Here is a 14,009-nt window from a genome sequence, read left to right as displayed (position 1 = left end):
AGGGCTGTGTCAGGCGTATCCATTTGCGTGCTCCTTCGGAGAAAACGAGTGTGCAACTCCCGTTTTACTCCAGTCGGGCTTTCTGTCGCTGCCCTCCCACATAGCATCTAGACTGTCTCAGCAGCCACCTTTCGGTCACTATTTTTCTTGATGCGACACGTTGATTTCAAATTTACATTAACACATCGTAGTGCTAACAATCTGGCTGCGCACCTGATTATGAAAGGAGAAAAAGAATGGCATTTCAGGATATTGATGCTTCGGATTCGCGTTACGAGACCTTGATAAAGGGTTTTAATCTCCGCTTCCCGGACCAGGGCGAAAATCCTCAAAGGATTTATGTCTGTCGCAATGAAAATGATGTGCACGCTGCGTTGGCCGAAGCGCTGACACGGCAACTTCGGCCAACGATACGTAGTGGCGGGCACTGCTACGAGGGCTTTGTATCGAACAATGAAGGTGGCGTCATCATCGACATCGGGCTGTGCGACCAGGTCGAGTATGACGTTACTGTCGAAGGGCATCATTACGGCTTCAAAATGGCCAGCGGCGCGCAGAACTGGAACAGCTACGTCGACCTGTACAAGAATACCGGCAAAACCTACCCCGGCGGATCATGTTACTCAGTGGGCGGGGGCGGACATATTTGCGGCGGCGGCTTCGGTTACCTTTCAAAGCTTCACGGTCTCAGCTGCGATTGGGTCAGTGCTGTCGATGTCCTGACGGTTGATTCATCCCGGAGCGTTGTCCAGGTACACGCCACAGCTGACAATGCGCACAAAGACTTATGGCGGGCCTGCCGTGGCGCCGGCGGAGGGAATTTTGGCGTTATCACGAACTATTACTTCGATTCGCTGCCCGACGCTCCCCGGCAGATCGCCCTGCTGTCCATAGGGATCAGCTGGGCCGGTATGACGCGGGAAATCTTCATCAATCTTGCGAAGACGTTTGGGCAGTGGTGCGTGGACCATGCCGCAAGCAGTCCAGAGACTGACGGGCTGTGGGGATCCATGAGACTTACGCATCAATCATCCGGGCAGATAAGCATTTCCGCCTTCTATTGTGATCGTGACGGCGGACTGGATGATACGGCTGCACTGAATGAATTTTATCAGCTGTTTGCACCGTTCAATCCCACTGTCGAGACCACCTACTTGCCGTACGAGTCGGTTCCTGTCGTCAGTTCACCGACCTCCACCGCACGCCAGGGGGATATCGGTCCGCTGCCGCCAGGTGCCCGGGCACTCGACTGGCTGTATGCGGCCCAGAACAACAACGGGTCGGGTGCGAACCAGCGCAGCAAATACGCGTCTTCCTACATGAAGCAGAATTTTGTCGATGCCGAACTCAACGCCATGTACAACGCGCTGACGGACATGAGCGCCGGAAATGAGCTCAGGCAGGCCTCGGTTCAGGTGTCCAATTATGGCGGAGCCATTAACAATCCAGCCCGACTTGCCGATACCGCCGTTCCCCAGCGGGCGTCGGTCATGAAGCTGCAATACCAGACGTACTGGACCAATCCTGTCAACGATGATCTGCATATCAGCTGGCTGGACAATCTTTTTTCCAGCGTGCATCAACTTACATCGTCCCAAGGATTTGAGGGAACGCCATATCCCTACTTCCCCGCCACATCAACACAGCCAAGCTCCTACTATGAAGGCTGTTATATCAATTACCCGGACATCGCGATGCTCAAACTGAACAATCCAGCGCCCCCGAACTGGCAGACCTTGTACTACCTCAACATGTACCCGTTCCTGCAGGGCGTCAAGACAGCCTATGATCCGCTGAATATCTTCCATCACTCGATGTCGATCACGGCACCGTAACCTTGCGGCTGGGCGCCCATTCGGGCGCTCAGCATCTCACTCACGCAGCCGCCTCGCCCGCGACAGGCCAGCGGACATTCGCCTCGTCAAAGAGCCATTTCCCTTCGCGTCCCGTTCTGAAAATCCGCCTGTGACTCAAGCCAGAGGCCCGATTGCCGGGCTGAGTGTCAGTCTGGTGAATGTGTCATTTTCAATCTGTGGGTGTTGGGCAGGAATAGCCTGTGCGATCGTAGTACTGGGCTCTGTGGCGTATTCAATCCGCATATAACAGATCCTGTCCGTTGCGTCCCGGTAAAAGGGGCGTGCATAATCGCGCACCGGTGTGGTGCTCCCTGGGGACGGCGGTGCGCCCCTGAACGCATCGGGATTACTGCGTGAGTGCCCGGAGCACATCCCAAAACCCGCAGTGTCTGCGGTCTGAAAATGGAACGACGTGGCAGATACTGAACCCCGGTGCAGACGCACCGGGGTTCTTTCAGGTAGAGGGTTCCATACGTCGTAGCCGAACGCGCACAGATACGGATCTCAATGAAACTTGACTCGAGCCGGGACACCCAGCTACGTATGTTTATTGCCGTCGCAAAGGCAGGTTCTCTGCGGGTGGCGGCAAATGCAAAAGGTATGACTCAACCGGCGCTGAGCAGGCATATCCAGGCCCTTGAGAAGTCGCTCGGCAAACTGCTATTTCGTCGCAATGGCCGAGGCATGGCAGTCACCGCCGATGGCCAGGCACTGCTCCTGAAAGTCGAGCCCCTGTTCAACGAACTGGATGATGCACTCTCGCAGTCGCTGGCGCAGGGGGCGGAGCAAATGGTTTCCGTGCGAATCGCTGCGGTGCAGACACTGGTCCCATGGTTTATTCCTCAATTGACCCGGGGGCTGTTCAGGGTATATCCGAATGCCGGTTTGAATATTCACTGCGACAGTTCGACAAATGTCGTCGAGTGTGTGGAGCGCGGCATCGTCGATGTGGGTTTCGTGTACGACACGGCCGTTGATTCGGCCGGACTGACAAGCACGTTCCTTTTTGAGGAGCGTCTGGCGCTATACGGAAGTGCAACGGCCTATCTTGACCCGGAAGTGCTCACGAACTATCACAAACTCAAGCTGATCCTGCCGCCAAGGCAGTACGCAATGCGACGGATGGTCGAGCGCGCCTGTGGCCGCAGTCTCCATCCATTTATCGAATGTGACTCGCTTGAACTTATCCTGCGACTGGTTTCATTGACGGATGGGCTGACCATTCTCCCGGAAGGATTGCCGCAGGATATGGTAGAAGACCGCGGCATCGTGCGTCGTTCACTGCCTGCGATCGCGCCACGTCGCATTATGACAATTTTTAACAATAAATCAGACACGTCTGCCTCTATTGAGCAGGTGGTTGGCGTGGCAAAAATGATCGCAGGTGGTCTGCAATAACAAACCGTTAACTCAGTGTTGTCCGATTATTGAGTTTTGCTGAAGATAATTCGCGCTAATATCGCCCGGTGTCATTATTCCCTGCTGTGGTTTCCTCTATCCGGAGATATTGGTGGAAGATTACGTGATCGCGCGCGATACCCTCACTGCTGAATCAGCATCTGAAAATGTCATTTCGCCCGATAGTCGCAAGGCGATCGTTGCCGCCTCAGTTGGATCGGTGATCGAAGGTTTTGACTTTATTGCTTACGGCATGGCCGCCGCGCTGGTTTTCAACAGGCAGTTCTTTCCAACGCTCGATCCGGCAAGCGCCACGCTAGCTTCGTTCGGCGCTTTCGCGACCGGTCTCTTTGCGCGTCCGCTGGGGGCCATCGTCTTCGGCCACTTCGGCGACCGCATTGGCCGCAAGTCAACGTTCACCCTCTCGCTGTTCCTGATGGGGCTCTCCACGGTCGGAATCGGCCTGATTCCCGGTTACGCCTCGATCGGCGTATGGTCCGCCGTACTGCTTGTCGGTTTGCGCATCCTTCAGGGTATCGCGCTGGGTGGTGAAATGGGTGGCGCCGTGCTGATGGCGGTAGAGCATGCGCCATCAGCACGGGCTGGCTTCGTTGGCAGTTTGCCGCAAATGGGCCCGCAGATAGGCCTTCTTCTTTCGACCAGCGCATTTGGCCTGCTCGGCCAACTTCCAGAGCAGGCATTCCAGACGTGGGGCTGGAGAGTTCCTTTTCTGGCAAGCGCCATACTTGTCGTTCTTGGCATCATCATCCGTCGAAGGGTTGGCGAGTCACCGGCATTCACCAGGGTCGAGGTAGAGCGCCAGGAGGTGAGGATTCCATTGTGGCAGCTGCTTGCCCGCCACAAAAAGCCTCTGGTTCTGGCGATCGCGGCCAAACTTCCGGAAGTGACCCTCTACTATGTGCTCACGGTCTTCCTCGTTGCCTACGCGTCAACCCGACTTGGTTTCAGCAAGGTCGAAGTTCTGCACGCGGTCGGTCTGGGAGCCGCGCTGCAGATTGTGACGCTGCCGTTGTTCGGCTGGCTGGCGGACCGCGTCGGCGTGCGCCGCTTTTATGCCGCCAGCGCAGTTTTCATGGCGCTCAGCGTTGTTCCACTTTTCATGTGGATCGATAGCGGAAGCCTGCTCGCGTTGCAATGCGCTGTCGCGCTGGCGCTTGGCGTCAACTATGCAATGCTCTTCGGGCCCCAGTCCGCGCTGTTTGCCAACCAGTTTCCTGCCGACGTGCGCTTTACCGGTATCTCGATTGGTATCCAGTTTGCCGCCGCCATTGGAGGAGGTCTGGCACCGATCGTGGCGACATTCCTGGTAGCCCGTCACGGCGGTTTGCAAGCCGTTGCAATCTACATTGGTGCCTTGGCAAGTGTCGCCGCGATATGCACGCTACTCATGAAGGGCGCTTTCATGAAACAGGGAGCGGGACGCGATGCACGTTGACATGATGGCGGGTTCCAATATGCTCAATACCGAACTTGCGGGCGTGCAGGCCAATCTCGACACGCTTGCTTTTGCCTGTCGCATCCTTTACGCCAAAGGCCATATGGCAAGCCTGGCCGGACAGATCTCATGGCGGGATACGTTTAGCCACGGTTACTGGACGCCCGCGCTCGGCTCGAGTTTCGCATGCGCGAGCGCGGAAACGATGGTGCTGGTTGACGACGAACTCAATGTCATGAGCGGATCGGGCATCCCTAATCCGGCCATCCGTTTCCATACGTGGATCTACCGCCATCGACCCGACGTTCAGTCGATTGTGCATACACATCCGACGAACGTCAGCGCGCTTTCAATGCTGGGCGTCCCTTTGCCAGTCGCCCATATGGATGCGTGCATGTTCCACGACGATTGCGGGTTCCTGCCGGAGTGGCCCGGCGTGCCAATCGGAGATGATGAAGGGCGGATCATCACGGAGGCCCTTGGCGTCTATCGCTCAGCCCTGCTGGTCAATCACGGGCACGTCTGCGCCTGCGCGTCGATCGAGGAGGCCATCTACCTTGCCGTGTCGATTGAAAAAGCTGCGGAGACGGCCCTGCGCGCCATGGCTGCGGGAACGATAAAGCCGGTGCGGGATGATCTTGCGCAGGCCGCGCATGACTTCCTGCTGCAACCCTCCATAGTCAATGCCACGTTCAACTACTGGCGAGCCCAGGTTTGACATTCAGAGCCAGGCAGCCGGGCACGCACAATGTCGTACCTACTTCCTGCGGGTGCGCCAAACGATCGACGTGCCGCAGTAACGTCAAACCGGACCGCATTTGCTGGTGACTGATCCATCCTGTCACCGTGTCATTTCCGCGGACATCCAACCTGAGGAACATCGAGTGAACAGATCCATTCCGCAGTACGTTGACGAGTCGACCAGCACCGACAGCCTGCTCAACCTGCTCGACAAATTCATGGAGGGTGTGCAGGTGGCCCACCGGATGCACTACGAGCATATTGTGTCGCTGGTTGCCCTGGTTGAATCGCTTGACAGCGACTGTATAACCGCGACCGAACGGGATGCGCTATTTGCCCGTATGGAAGAAACGACGGTGCACCTGGAATTGAACGAGCGCATCAACGTCGGCGCGTTTCGTGGCATCCGCAACCGGCTGTTGCGGCATCTGGTCGGGGCGCCTGGGCACGATACCGACTGCGGGGCACTGTATCACGCCTGCCGTATCGCGCCGTCGACCGATACGCAGCACTAAAGATTGCTGGAAGAAAGTTTCGTTTTTTGAGGACGCTATATAGGAGTCCTGATGAGCAACGAATCATACCGACCGGTCTCAGTTGAAGAGTTGGGTGTGCAGATCATCCGCTTTACCAAGCGCAACGCGCTTCTGGAAGGTGTCAGGCGTGGCGCGCTCACCTCCGCTTACCGCCAGGTGGCGATGCTTGCGCGCATCAGCGCGATGGCGCGTGCGACTGCCCGGTCCGGCGTGTCCGAGGCGGACCGGACTGCGATCGCCGCCGGCCTGCGCGAAGCATGCGAACAGGTCGAACGCGAAGCGCGCGCAAACCTGGCGTCGCTGAAGTTCACCACGCCTCGAGACGGCGAAGATGGTCCGGTGTGGGACGCGCTTTCTCCGTGGCCTACCGACGGTAGCGGCTGCTCCGCCTGATTGGGCTGTGCGGACCGGTACCTCCCGATGGGTAGATGTTCTTTTCAATCCGACAGGAAATCCGTTATGCCAGTGCCTTTGCGATGGGGAGGGCCTGCTTGCCGACCACTACCCCATTTTGCAGGCAGGCGGCTTCCATGAGCACGAAGAGGCAGGATATCGTTAACACCGCGACGCGTCTCTTTGCGAGAGACGGCTATCACGCGGTGGGGATCGACCGTATCATTAGCGAGTCTGGCGTGGCGAAGATGACCATGTACCGGCACTTCGCCTCGAAGGACGAACTGGTCACGCAAGTGCTGACACAACGGGCGCAACAGTCGCTGACGCTGATGGCCGAGGCGGTCGCACGAAAGACATCCCCGATAGAGCGGCTGCATCAGGTGTTTGTGTGGCATGAACGCCGGCTCATGGCCCGGGATTTTACGGAGGGGATGTTCGCTGGCGCGCTCCACGAATTCCATTCTCATTCAGTCGAGATCATGCGTGCGGCGGCTGCGCAGAAAGAGCACCTGCAGAACTTTCTTCAGGATATCGTGACAGGAATCGTGCCACGTCGTCCGTCTGCCAGACTGCTCGCGAGGCAACTGGTCATGATACTCGACGGCGCAATTCAGTCCGCGATGGCGGGTGACGAAAGGCACGCCGCTGCCCAGGCATGGGACATCGCCCTCAGGCTCGTTTCGTCAGAGATGCAAGCCGGGACGGCGGAGTATGGGATATTGGCGCCTGATTTTCCACATCCACACGAGCTCTTTAATAATCAAAACGATATGCATTCCTGAATATGTAAACCATGGTTTCCACGATACCCCTACTTTATCGGAGCCAGAACATAAGGAACCAGAACGTGACCCAGGACTCTCCGCGATTTTCCAGACGCACGCTCCGTATTGCCCTGCTCGAAAACATGGCCAGCAACGCGCTCCATATTGGTGACCTTCACGCAGAGGTGTTCGGGAGGCTCGCCTCGCTCGCCCGCGAACTGGAACTGTGCCACGAGTCAAAGACAAATCGCGAGACTCTCATCGGGGCGCTCAGGGAAGTCGCAGAGAGCGCCGAGGTGAGCGCGCAGTCTGTTCTGAAGAGTTTCCGCGGGCTGTACGATGATGTATTGCCAGGCCTCTGGATGCAGTCGCAGGAAGAAGAGTCCATCGAGGCATGCGTGATCGCGCCGATCACGACGACCATGCAGTAGCTGTCCCAATCTATCCACGGTTCACCCGAAGCAGAGGCCGTCAGGGCCATACCTGTCGCGAGAAACACCGGCGCCACATAAGTTCTATTGCGATTGTCGCCGCTCGAATCGGCGGCCACCGTGCCTGAAGTTTCATTGAGCCGCCAGCACGCATGCCAGTATGACGTGCTGATAGGTCGGGCGGCCTGCGGCCATCAGCAGCCGTCTCGAAAGTCGGCTCATTTCTGTTCGGCGACGAAGCCGTCACGTGTGTAGATCACGAAGGTGTCGAGCCTACGCGCCACACCCGCCACTGTCTGGTATCCCATGGTGCTGTGCTCCTATGCGATGCGAGTGTGCAGATCAGATAAGGAATCCTCTCGAGCCAAGTAACAGCTAAGGTGAGGTATCATCGTTCTCATCACTCACCAAAGGATGCCCAAATCTGATGCCTGTAGATTCCAGCTGGTTTAGCCAGATTGAACACGAATGGGCACAACTTCGCAGGGGCGACCCGTCGCTCGACGTGGAGAAGTTCTTCCGGCACGTTGTATCAGCAAACAAGACCGGATTTCTTTCCCTTGAATCTATAGCGGCCATTGCGAATGGCCTGCTCGCGAGCCCGCTGTCGGGGGCGCCTTACCTCGGCCGGCGTCTGATTGAACGGGTTGGCCCTGACCGGCACCCTGCGCTGCGCGTGGCACTCGCGCTGTCCTTGCTCACAGAAACCGGTGGCCCGGTTGACTATGAGCTTGGCCACTCGATGCTGGGCGATGTCATCAAAGACGATACCGCCATCGACCCGCTGCGGGGTATGGCGGCCGCGGCCCTCGCCGACAGTGCGCGCCTCGGACGCGGCCTGGACCCCGACCTCGAAATGGCCAAGGAAATGTACGCCACGGCGTTGGAACTGGGGCACCGTCCGGCCGCCTACAACCTTGGCCTGTACTGGGAGGGACGCTGGGATGGAAGTGCTCCGGGCGACGTCATTCCAGACAACGGGAAGGCGTTACAGGCCTACAAGCGCGGTGGCTCGAGCGCAAAATGCGCTGCCCGTCTCGACGCATTACGGGCCCGTTAGGGGTAGTCGTCCTTTTCGTGGCGGTTTGATCCTGAAACTTCTTATCGATCAACGATGTGCACACTCTCCGGTTGCGCAAAAGCCGTGGAGCCGCCCAGCGTTGCTGCAAGTGGCTCTGCATGCGACTACCGCCAGATTTCGCACGATTACACCGCACAGGCGTCATTGCGTGACGGGCCGACCGTCGACCGGCCCGTCACTGCCCTTCGCATCCGGCACAATGTGCAATTCACGAGCCCGCAGCGGCAGTGAACATTGCACATCGGTCAATGCTCGCCGCACCTGTCGCGCGAGATCCCAACGCATGTCCCAGAATACGTCGATATTCGACCAGACGCGGATATTCAGCACGGCCGTACTGTCGTCGAAGCGGTTGACCATTACCTGGGGCGCCGGCTCCCTGAGCGCCCGTGGATCGGCGCTGGCGAGCGCGCGTAGTGCGGTAAGCGCGCGATCCACGTCATCGCGCATCGAAATTTCTACTTCCAGATCAAGCCTGCGGGTCGGATTGCGACTGTAGTTGCGGATTGAATTGCTCCACAGCGCACTGTTCGGCACGTATTCGCAGATGCCGTCGGGCTTTGTGAGACGCGTCGTAAACAGGCTGACCTCCTCGACCGTGCCTGCGACGTTACCTGCCCCGCCGTCGATATAGTCGCCGACCTTGAACGGACGCAGCAGCAACAGCATGATGCCGGCCGCGATGTTCTGCATCGTGCCTTGCAGCGCGAGACCGATCGCGAGGCCAGCAGCACCGAGCACCGTCACGATGCTGGCCGTCTAGATGCCCAGTTGCGACAGCGCCCCGACGATCGCAACGACGCGAATGCCCCACAGGCTCGTGTCGTACAGGATCGGACGCAGCGTGGCATCTACGCGCGCCTGACGGGTAAGGATCTGACGCAGCCAGCGCGCAACGCGCAGTGAGATCCACCAGCCGATACCCAGTATCAACAGGGCGGCGCAAAGGCGCATCGAGAATCCTGCCAGCGCATCCCACAAAACATTTGATCGAAGCACGGGGATTCCGGAAAATACATTCTGCATGGCTCGGACACTCCTTGAAACAGGTTTGAGGCGGTGAACGGCCCGTCATAGTGTTGGCAGCACCTAGGCGCACTCCTGCGACCGGCTACGTGGCGCCGGTCATGAAATTCTAACGGACGGCATGCTCTTATCGAACGCATCCGGCGACCCGGTGCCAGACTCAGCGAGCGAGTCCAGTACCGGCTGACCGGTCGGCCGCTACCAGTTGCTCCCAACAGCTCCTCTGGTCCGTTATTCGACGCGTTGCTCACGGCATGGGGCATCGCGCGCGTACCGCCGCGACTACCCGAGCACGGGCAGGTCAGAATGGTTGTGCTCGAATAAACGTGACGTGCATATGGCATCGAAAACGGGATTTCAAGCCGGAAACCCTTTCACAGCGCTCAGTGCTTCGTTGCGTGCGCTGGTATCTCTCCCGTTACCAATTCAATACCATGCGCGTCGATTGCATTGAACGCTTCGGTCAACGCAGCGCCATCGGTCGGGAACAAATCGTCCCAAACCGTGGACGTCCCGAACGAGTCGACGATTTCCAGCACCCAGCCATCGCGGCCATCATTATCGGACCGATAGATGTGTACATCGACAGAGGTGCCGCTGCGGGTTATGGTCGTAGACAGCGGGGACAATGCAAGTGGGTGAAACGCTTCTTCCGTCGGACGGCCGAGCGAATCGACCAGGAACAGGTCTTCGAACTCATTCTCGTCTTGCGCGGCCAGATCCCTGCGCCCGGTCTGTTTGCTTGCCCCGTCTTTCGGCCTTGAAACTGCCGGGATCATGTCTGGCCGCTCGCCTTGTTCCATCAATTTCCGGCGCTCCTCGCACCAGTATTGATGGATATTGAGCGCGGAGGCCGTGAGCAGGTTTGCGAACGATCGACGTTGCTCGACCGTGTAATCCCGCTGCACCAGATCTTCGTATCCGGAGGCTGTCCCGAACAAAAGGATGAGATTGAACCAACTGGGGTGCCGTTCAATCAGCGGCTCCCAGGCTTCCCGGTCGATGCCGATGCCCTTGCAATAGCCCTCGCACCATTCGTCGAAGATGAGAATCTCTTCACCCTTCCACTCGGTTGTGTGCAGAGGAGGCGTGAACAGATCGGGACAGTGATTCAGGGTGTTGTTGACGTCGTTCCAGTATTGAATGATCAGCCCGGTGACCTTGCGTGCCCGACCTGGTGACAGAAATCTGGGCTGACGTGTTGCGTGCCTTGCATCCCAGATCCACGGAAAAATCGCGCCCGGCATGATCACGTTCGGTCCAGAAATGACGGCGGTCAGAAAGCCATGCAACATGACGGCGTCCATCGTATCGTCGCAAACGGCATTGCTCGAAAGAAAGCGTTCGAGGAAATCCAACTCTTCGTCGGTCAATGGCTCGTCGAATTCGGGATTGAGATTCATGGAGTTCTCACGGTGATACACGGTAGACGTGATGCTGATCGCTTGTCGCCGACGTGCGACTCGATACGGCGCTTGTGCGCAATCATTTCGGCGAGCGGCGGGGTGCCCATATTTTACCCGATGGGGTGATGTGTGAATCAACCTGACGATCGGCACGACGACGAATTTTTACGCGGCCCTATCGGAGTCCCAAGCCGGCATCCCCAGAAATTTCCGCCACCACTTCAACCTGCAAGTTTCCTGATGCGCTCGGCAATACGTCCGAACGCTTCATTCACGTACTCCAATACCTTGGGTTCGGTGCCCTGCGAGCGTAGAGAGCTTTTGAAGCTTTCCAGATCGGAAAGCCATTGACGATGCAGTCTGCCCAGTTCGTCGACTTGAGACTGGAAGACTTGCAGGTTGCCGCTTCCACGAAACGCCTGATAGCCGCGCTCAAGTGTTGCCGCCGTTGTCAGCAATTGAGCCCCCAGCTGCCTCTGCTGTTCGGAACACCGGGCCATGCCGTCGTAGGGCCGCGATGCCTTGTTGCGTTCGGCTTCGAACGCCTCTTCCATGATCAGGGCGTAGCGGAAAAAACCGGGGAATTCGTTGGACAGTGCGATGAGTTGATCGTCGGATGTTCCGACCCAGATCCTGTGCAGATCGGGCACGTATCCCATCATGCGGTTGATGATGGCCTGTGCGTCGTTGACTTGCTGGGCAGAAAGCTGCTGCATGTGCTGATCGATCTTTGCTGCCAGCCGGCGAAATTCATTCATGTTCATGCTTTGACTGTTTCAGAAAAGTGTCGGTTGCCGCTCATCGCGTCCGGACTTCTGGGTCCATCGGTTCGCTCACTCATCGGGCGGGCCGTCCACGTTGCGATCCGGCGCGCCCGGAAGCGGGCCGCGGGTCGCCATGCACAGTTCCCGGAAGCGGCGATGTGTCACGTCGTAGCCCTGCAGCACGCCTCGCGGCAGTGTGTTCAACGCTGCGCGCTCACGTTCGATCCGGATGTCCTCTTCCGTGCGCAGGCTGTAGGCAGCCCGCTTGCCGGCGCGCGACTCTTTCACCTTGCCTTTCGCCACGCACGCCGACAGCAGCCGCTGCGCTTCGGGCGGACCGGTGCCGATGAGCCGCGCGATCTGTGCCAGGCTATACACGGTGTCCGGCGTCATGCATTCCACCACCTGCGCCGACGTCGAGGCGCGTCTCTTTTCTGCTTTCGTCATGTCTGTCCTGTTACCTTGCCGCTTTCCTTTCTGTCGGCAATCCATTCGTTAGCGGGCGCGACTTCGCCGCCAGATATTTGCGGCGAGCCTTGTCGCTTCCGCACCGCGCCAGAATCGCGCATTCCGGGCACCAGTGGCCCTGGAGCACGATCGCGGGCGTTGTCGACCACGCGTGGCCTTGCCCGCATAGCCACTGCAAATGACGCAGCGTTGAGACATAGGTATCTGAGAGGCATTTGCCGCCGCGCGAGTGGGCCAGCGCCTGCATGTCGGCCAGCGTGTAGCGTTTCTGGCTGCAGCTGGGACACCAGCTTCCCGCGATGATTGTCATGGGCGGCGTCTGCCACCGGTGTCCTTTCGCGCATTGCCACTCGAGCGGCGTCTTCGTGTTGACATAGTCAGTCGAGAGACAGGCGCCGCCGCGCGTAGCGGCCAGCTCATGCATGTTCCCGATCCCCAGACGGCGGCGTTTGACCTTGCATTCGGGACACCAGTGGTCATACACGGTGTTGGCCGTTGCCTTCCATTCATGACCAGCAGCACAGCGCCACAGCAACTGCTGCGGTGGGGAAACGTAGGTCTCCGACAGGCACTGTCCGCCACGGCGGGCGGCCCGTTCACGCATCTGTTCAAGCGTGCGTCGCCGCTGGGCGCGCGCGCAGTGCGGGCACCATGTCCCCTTCAGGATAAACTGCGCTCGGGCCTGCCAGCGGTGGCCGGTGCCGCATTCGAACAGCAGGTGGGTGTAGTTGTTCTCATATTTTTCCGACAGGCAGCGGCCACCGCGCGCCTGGGCGGCCTGCTGCACGTCGGCCAGGGTCCGGTACGTCCTTTCCTTCACGCAGGCTGCGCACCAGGTGCCGCGTTTGACATTACTGGGATACGCGAACCAGCGATGTCCCTCGGCACACTCCCACTCCAGTTTTGCTGTCGAATTCACGTACTGCGTCGACAGGCATCGGCCTCCGCGCGCGATCGCAGTGGCCTGCATCTGCTCAATCGTCAGTGGCGGCGACCCGCCCCGCCTCTTCGTTGAAGTTGTCATGGTTCGGAGCATCAATCAGGATGTCTGACGGGCGATGAAATGCCACTGGCCGGAGTCGGGATCGAACAGCGCGTACGGGTCAGGTTCGCGATAGCAGGATTCAGCACGAACCCGTCCGGGCGCCTCCAGTGCCGCCTTGCAGCGCGACCCGCCATGCGCGCAGGCGACGTTCGCGAGCCTTTCACGCCAGGCGATCGGTCTGTCAGCACGCAAATGATGCCTCGATTCGTGACATGCCCGGCTGCTCCGACACGACGTCGCTTTCCTTCAGTTCGACACTGCTGTTGATCTTCAGGACCTGATGAGCGGCGGTGGTGAGCTCGTATTCGTAGACGTTTTGTGTCTTCGCTGGATGGCTGAACAGGTTCGTCAGATCGATCCCCAGTCCGGCGCCGCCGAATCCGCCACCACCGCTGATGGCGCCACCGCCCACGCCGGCGCTGACCGGGGAGGACGATGACTGATCAACCTGGGCGAGAAGTCTTTTGCCCGTGATGTGACCTGTTTCTATCCGCGCATCAGATGGCATGGGCTGGCTTGCCGGTCCGGCTCAGCCGGGCAGCCCGACAAAACTCACGGCGCTCGCAAGCACGACAATGGTAAAACGGGTTTTCGTCAGCATGATGAAATTTAGTAAGGATAGCGTATCATTTTTCATTTCT

Annotated in this window: 14 protein-coding genes and 1 pseudogene; 9 read left to right on the top strand and 6 right to left on the bottom strand. The window is 58.6% G+C overall.

Annotation, left to right across the window (positions count from 1 at the left end; genetic code table 11):
* Window positions 1-236: 236 nt before the first annotated feature.
* The 9 genes from KHO33_RS37835 to KHO33_RS37795 all read left to right on the top strand — a co-directional run bounded on the left by KHO33_RS37835 (window position 237) and on the right by KHO33_RS37795 (window position 8,638).
* Window positions 237-1,835, top strand: coding sequence for an FAD-dependent oxidoreductase (locus tag KHO33_RS37835; protein WP_200567760.1), 1,599 nt, complete (start codon window positions 237-239; stop codon window positions 1,833-1,835).
* Between the two features lie 528 nt (window positions 1,836-2,363).
* Window positions 2,364-3,254, top strand: coding sequence for a LysR family transcriptional regulator (locus KHO33_RS37830; RefSeq protein ID WP_200567761.1), 891 nt, complete (start codon window positions 2,364-2,366; stop codon window positions 3,252-3,254).
* A gap of 112 nt (window positions 3,255-3,366) precedes the next feature.
* Window positions 3,367-4,710 carry an MFS transporter gene (locus tag KHO33_RS37825; protein WP_200567762.1) on the top strand — a complete coding sequence of 448 codons (1,344 nt, stop codon included), beginning with the start codon at window positions 3,367-3,369 and terminating at the stop codon, window positions 4,708-4,710.
* Window positions 4,700-5,428, top strand: a complete 729-nt coding sequence (locus tag KHO33_RS37820; RefSeq protein WP_234480856.1) for an aldolase — start codon at window positions 4,700-4,702, stop codon at window positions 5,426-5,428. Before KHO33_RS37825 ends, KHO33_RS37820 begins: the two co-directional genes overlap by 11 nt.
* Window positions 5,429-5,594: 166 nt before the next feature.
* Entirely contained in the window at window positions 5,595-5,966 is a 372-nt protein-coding gene (locus KHO33_RS37815) for a hypothetical protein (protein ID WP_200567763.1), read from the top strand.
* Window positions 5,967-6,017: 51 nt separating this feature from the next.
* Window positions 6,018-6,380 (top strand): hypothetical protein, encoded by a 363-nt coding sequence (locus tag KHO33_RS37810; RefSeq protein ID WP_200567764.1) that lies wholly within the window; start codon window positions 6,018-6,020, stop codon window positions 6,378-6,380.
* A gap of 137 nt (window positions 6,381-6,517) precedes the next feature.
* A complete protein-coding gene (locus KHO33_RS37805; protein WP_200567765.1) occupies window positions 6,518-7,165 on the top strand; it encodes a TetR/AcrR family transcriptional regulator in 648 nt (215 codons plus the stop codon).
* 65 nt (window positions 7,166-7,230) lie between these two features.
* Complete coding sequence (locus tag KHO33_RS37800) at window positions 7,231-7,578, top strand: hypothetical protein (RefSeq protein WP_200567766.1); 348 nt, start codon at window positions 7,231-7,233, stop codon at window positions 7,576-7,578.
* Between the two features lie 427 nt (window positions 7,579-8,005).
* Window positions 8,006-8,638: an SEL1-like repeat protein gene (locus tag KHO33_RS37795; protein ID WP_200567767.1), complete on the top strand. Its 633-nt coding sequence runs from the start codon at window positions 8,006-8,008 to the stop codon at window positions 8,636-8,638.
* A 162-nt stretch (window positions 8,639-8,800) separates the two neighbouring features.
* Here the strand turns inward: KHO33_RS37795 and KHO33_RS37790 are convergent.
* From KHO33_RS37790 to KHO33_RS37765, 6 genes and pseudogenes are all read right to left on the bottom strand, one after another.
* A pseudogene (locus tag KHO33_RS37790) lies at window positions 8,801-9,685 on the bottom strand (mechanosensitive ion channel family protein).
* A 383-nt stretch (window positions 9,686-10,068) separates the two neighbouring features.
* A complete protein-coding gene (locus KHO33_RS37785) occupies window positions 10,069-11,088 on the bottom strand; it encodes a UPF0149 family protein (RefSeq protein WP_200567768.1) in 1,020 nt (339 codons plus the stop codon).
* Window positions 11,089-11,312: 224 nt separating this feature from the next.
* The gene (locus KHO33_RS37780) at window positions 11,313-11,855 is read right to left on the bottom strand and encodes a transposase (protein WP_234480857.1); all 543 of its coding nucleotides are present in this window, start codon (window positions 11,853-11,855) and stop codon (window positions 11,313-11,315) included.
* Window positions 11,856-11,924: 69 nt separating this feature from the next.
* Window positions 11,925-12,302, bottom strand: coding sequence for a hypothetical protein (locus tag KHO33_RS37775; protein ID WP_200567769.1), 378 nt, complete (start codon window positions 12,300-12,302; stop codon window positions 11,925-11,927).
* 10 nt (window positions 12,303-12,312) lie between these two features.
* Window positions 12,313-13,293, bottom strand: coding sequence for a hypothetical protein (locus tag KHO33_RS37770; protein ID WP_200567770.1), 981 nt, complete (start codon window positions 13,291-13,293; stop codon window positions 12,313-12,315).
* A 256-nt stretch (window positions 13,294-13,549) separates the two neighbouring features.
* Entirely contained in the window at window positions 13,550-13,876 is a 327-nt protein-coding gene (locus KHO33_RS37765; RefSeq protein ID WP_200567771.1) for a hypothetical protein, read from the bottom strand.
* Window positions 13,877-14,009: the final 133 nt, after the last annotated feature.

Source organism: Paraburkholderia nemoris, from assembly GCF_905221015.1.
Taxonomy (GTDB): domain Bacteria; phylum Pseudomonadota; class Gammaproteobacteria; order Burkholderiales; family Burkholderiaceae; genus Paraburkholderia; species Paraburkholderia nemoris.
This window is presented reverse-complemented; position numbering and strand designations above follow the sequence as displayed.

Excerpts from the sequence above, each read along its gene's own strand:
- KHO33_RS37835 (WP_200567760.1), top strand. The coding sequence starts at position 237 with ATGGCATTTCAGGATATTGATGCTTCGGATTCGCGTTACGAGACCTTG.
- KHO33_RS37830 (WP_200567761.1), top strand. The coding sequence starts at position 2,364 with ATGAAACTTGACTCGAGCCGGGACACCCAGCTACGTATGTTTATTGCC.
- KHO33_RS37820 (WP_234480856.1), top strand. The coding sequence starts at position 4,700 with ATGCACGTTGACATGATGGCGGGTTCCAATATGCTCAATACCGAACTT.
- KHO33_RS37810 (WP_200567764.1), top strand. The coding sequence starts at position 6,018 with ATGAGCAACGAATCATACCGACCGGTCTCAGTTGAAGAGTTGGGTGTG.
- KHO33_RS37805 (WP_200567765.1), top strand. The coding sequence starts at position 6,518 with ATGAGCACGAAGAGGCAGGATATCGTTAACACCGCGACGCGTCTCTTT.
- KHO33_RS37795 (WP_200567767.1), top strand. The coding sequence starts at position 8,006 with ATGCCTGTAGATTCCAGCTGGTTTAGCCAGATTGAACACGAATGGGCA.
- KHO33_RS37785 (WP_200567768.1), bottom strand. The coding sequence starts at position 11,088 with ATGAATCTCAATCCCGAATTCGACGAGCCATTGACCGACGAAGAGTTG.
- KHO33_RS37780 (WP_234480857.1), bottom strand. The coding sequence starts at position 11,855 with ATGAACATGAATGAATTTCGCCGGCTGGCAGCAAAGATCGATCAGCAC.
- KHO33_RS37775 (WP_200567769.1), bottom strand. The coding sequence starts at position 12,302 with ATGACGAAAGCAGAAAAGAGACGCGCCTCGACGTCGGCGCAGGTGGTG.
- KHO33_RS37770 (WP_200567770.1), bottom strand. The coding sequence starts at position 13,293 with ATGCAGGCCACTGCGATCGCGCGCGGAGGCCGATGCCTGTCGACGCAG.
- KHO33_RS37765 (WP_200567771.1), bottom strand. The coding sequence starts at position 13,876 with ATGCCATCTGATGCGCGGATAGAAACAGGTCACATCACGGGCAAAAGA.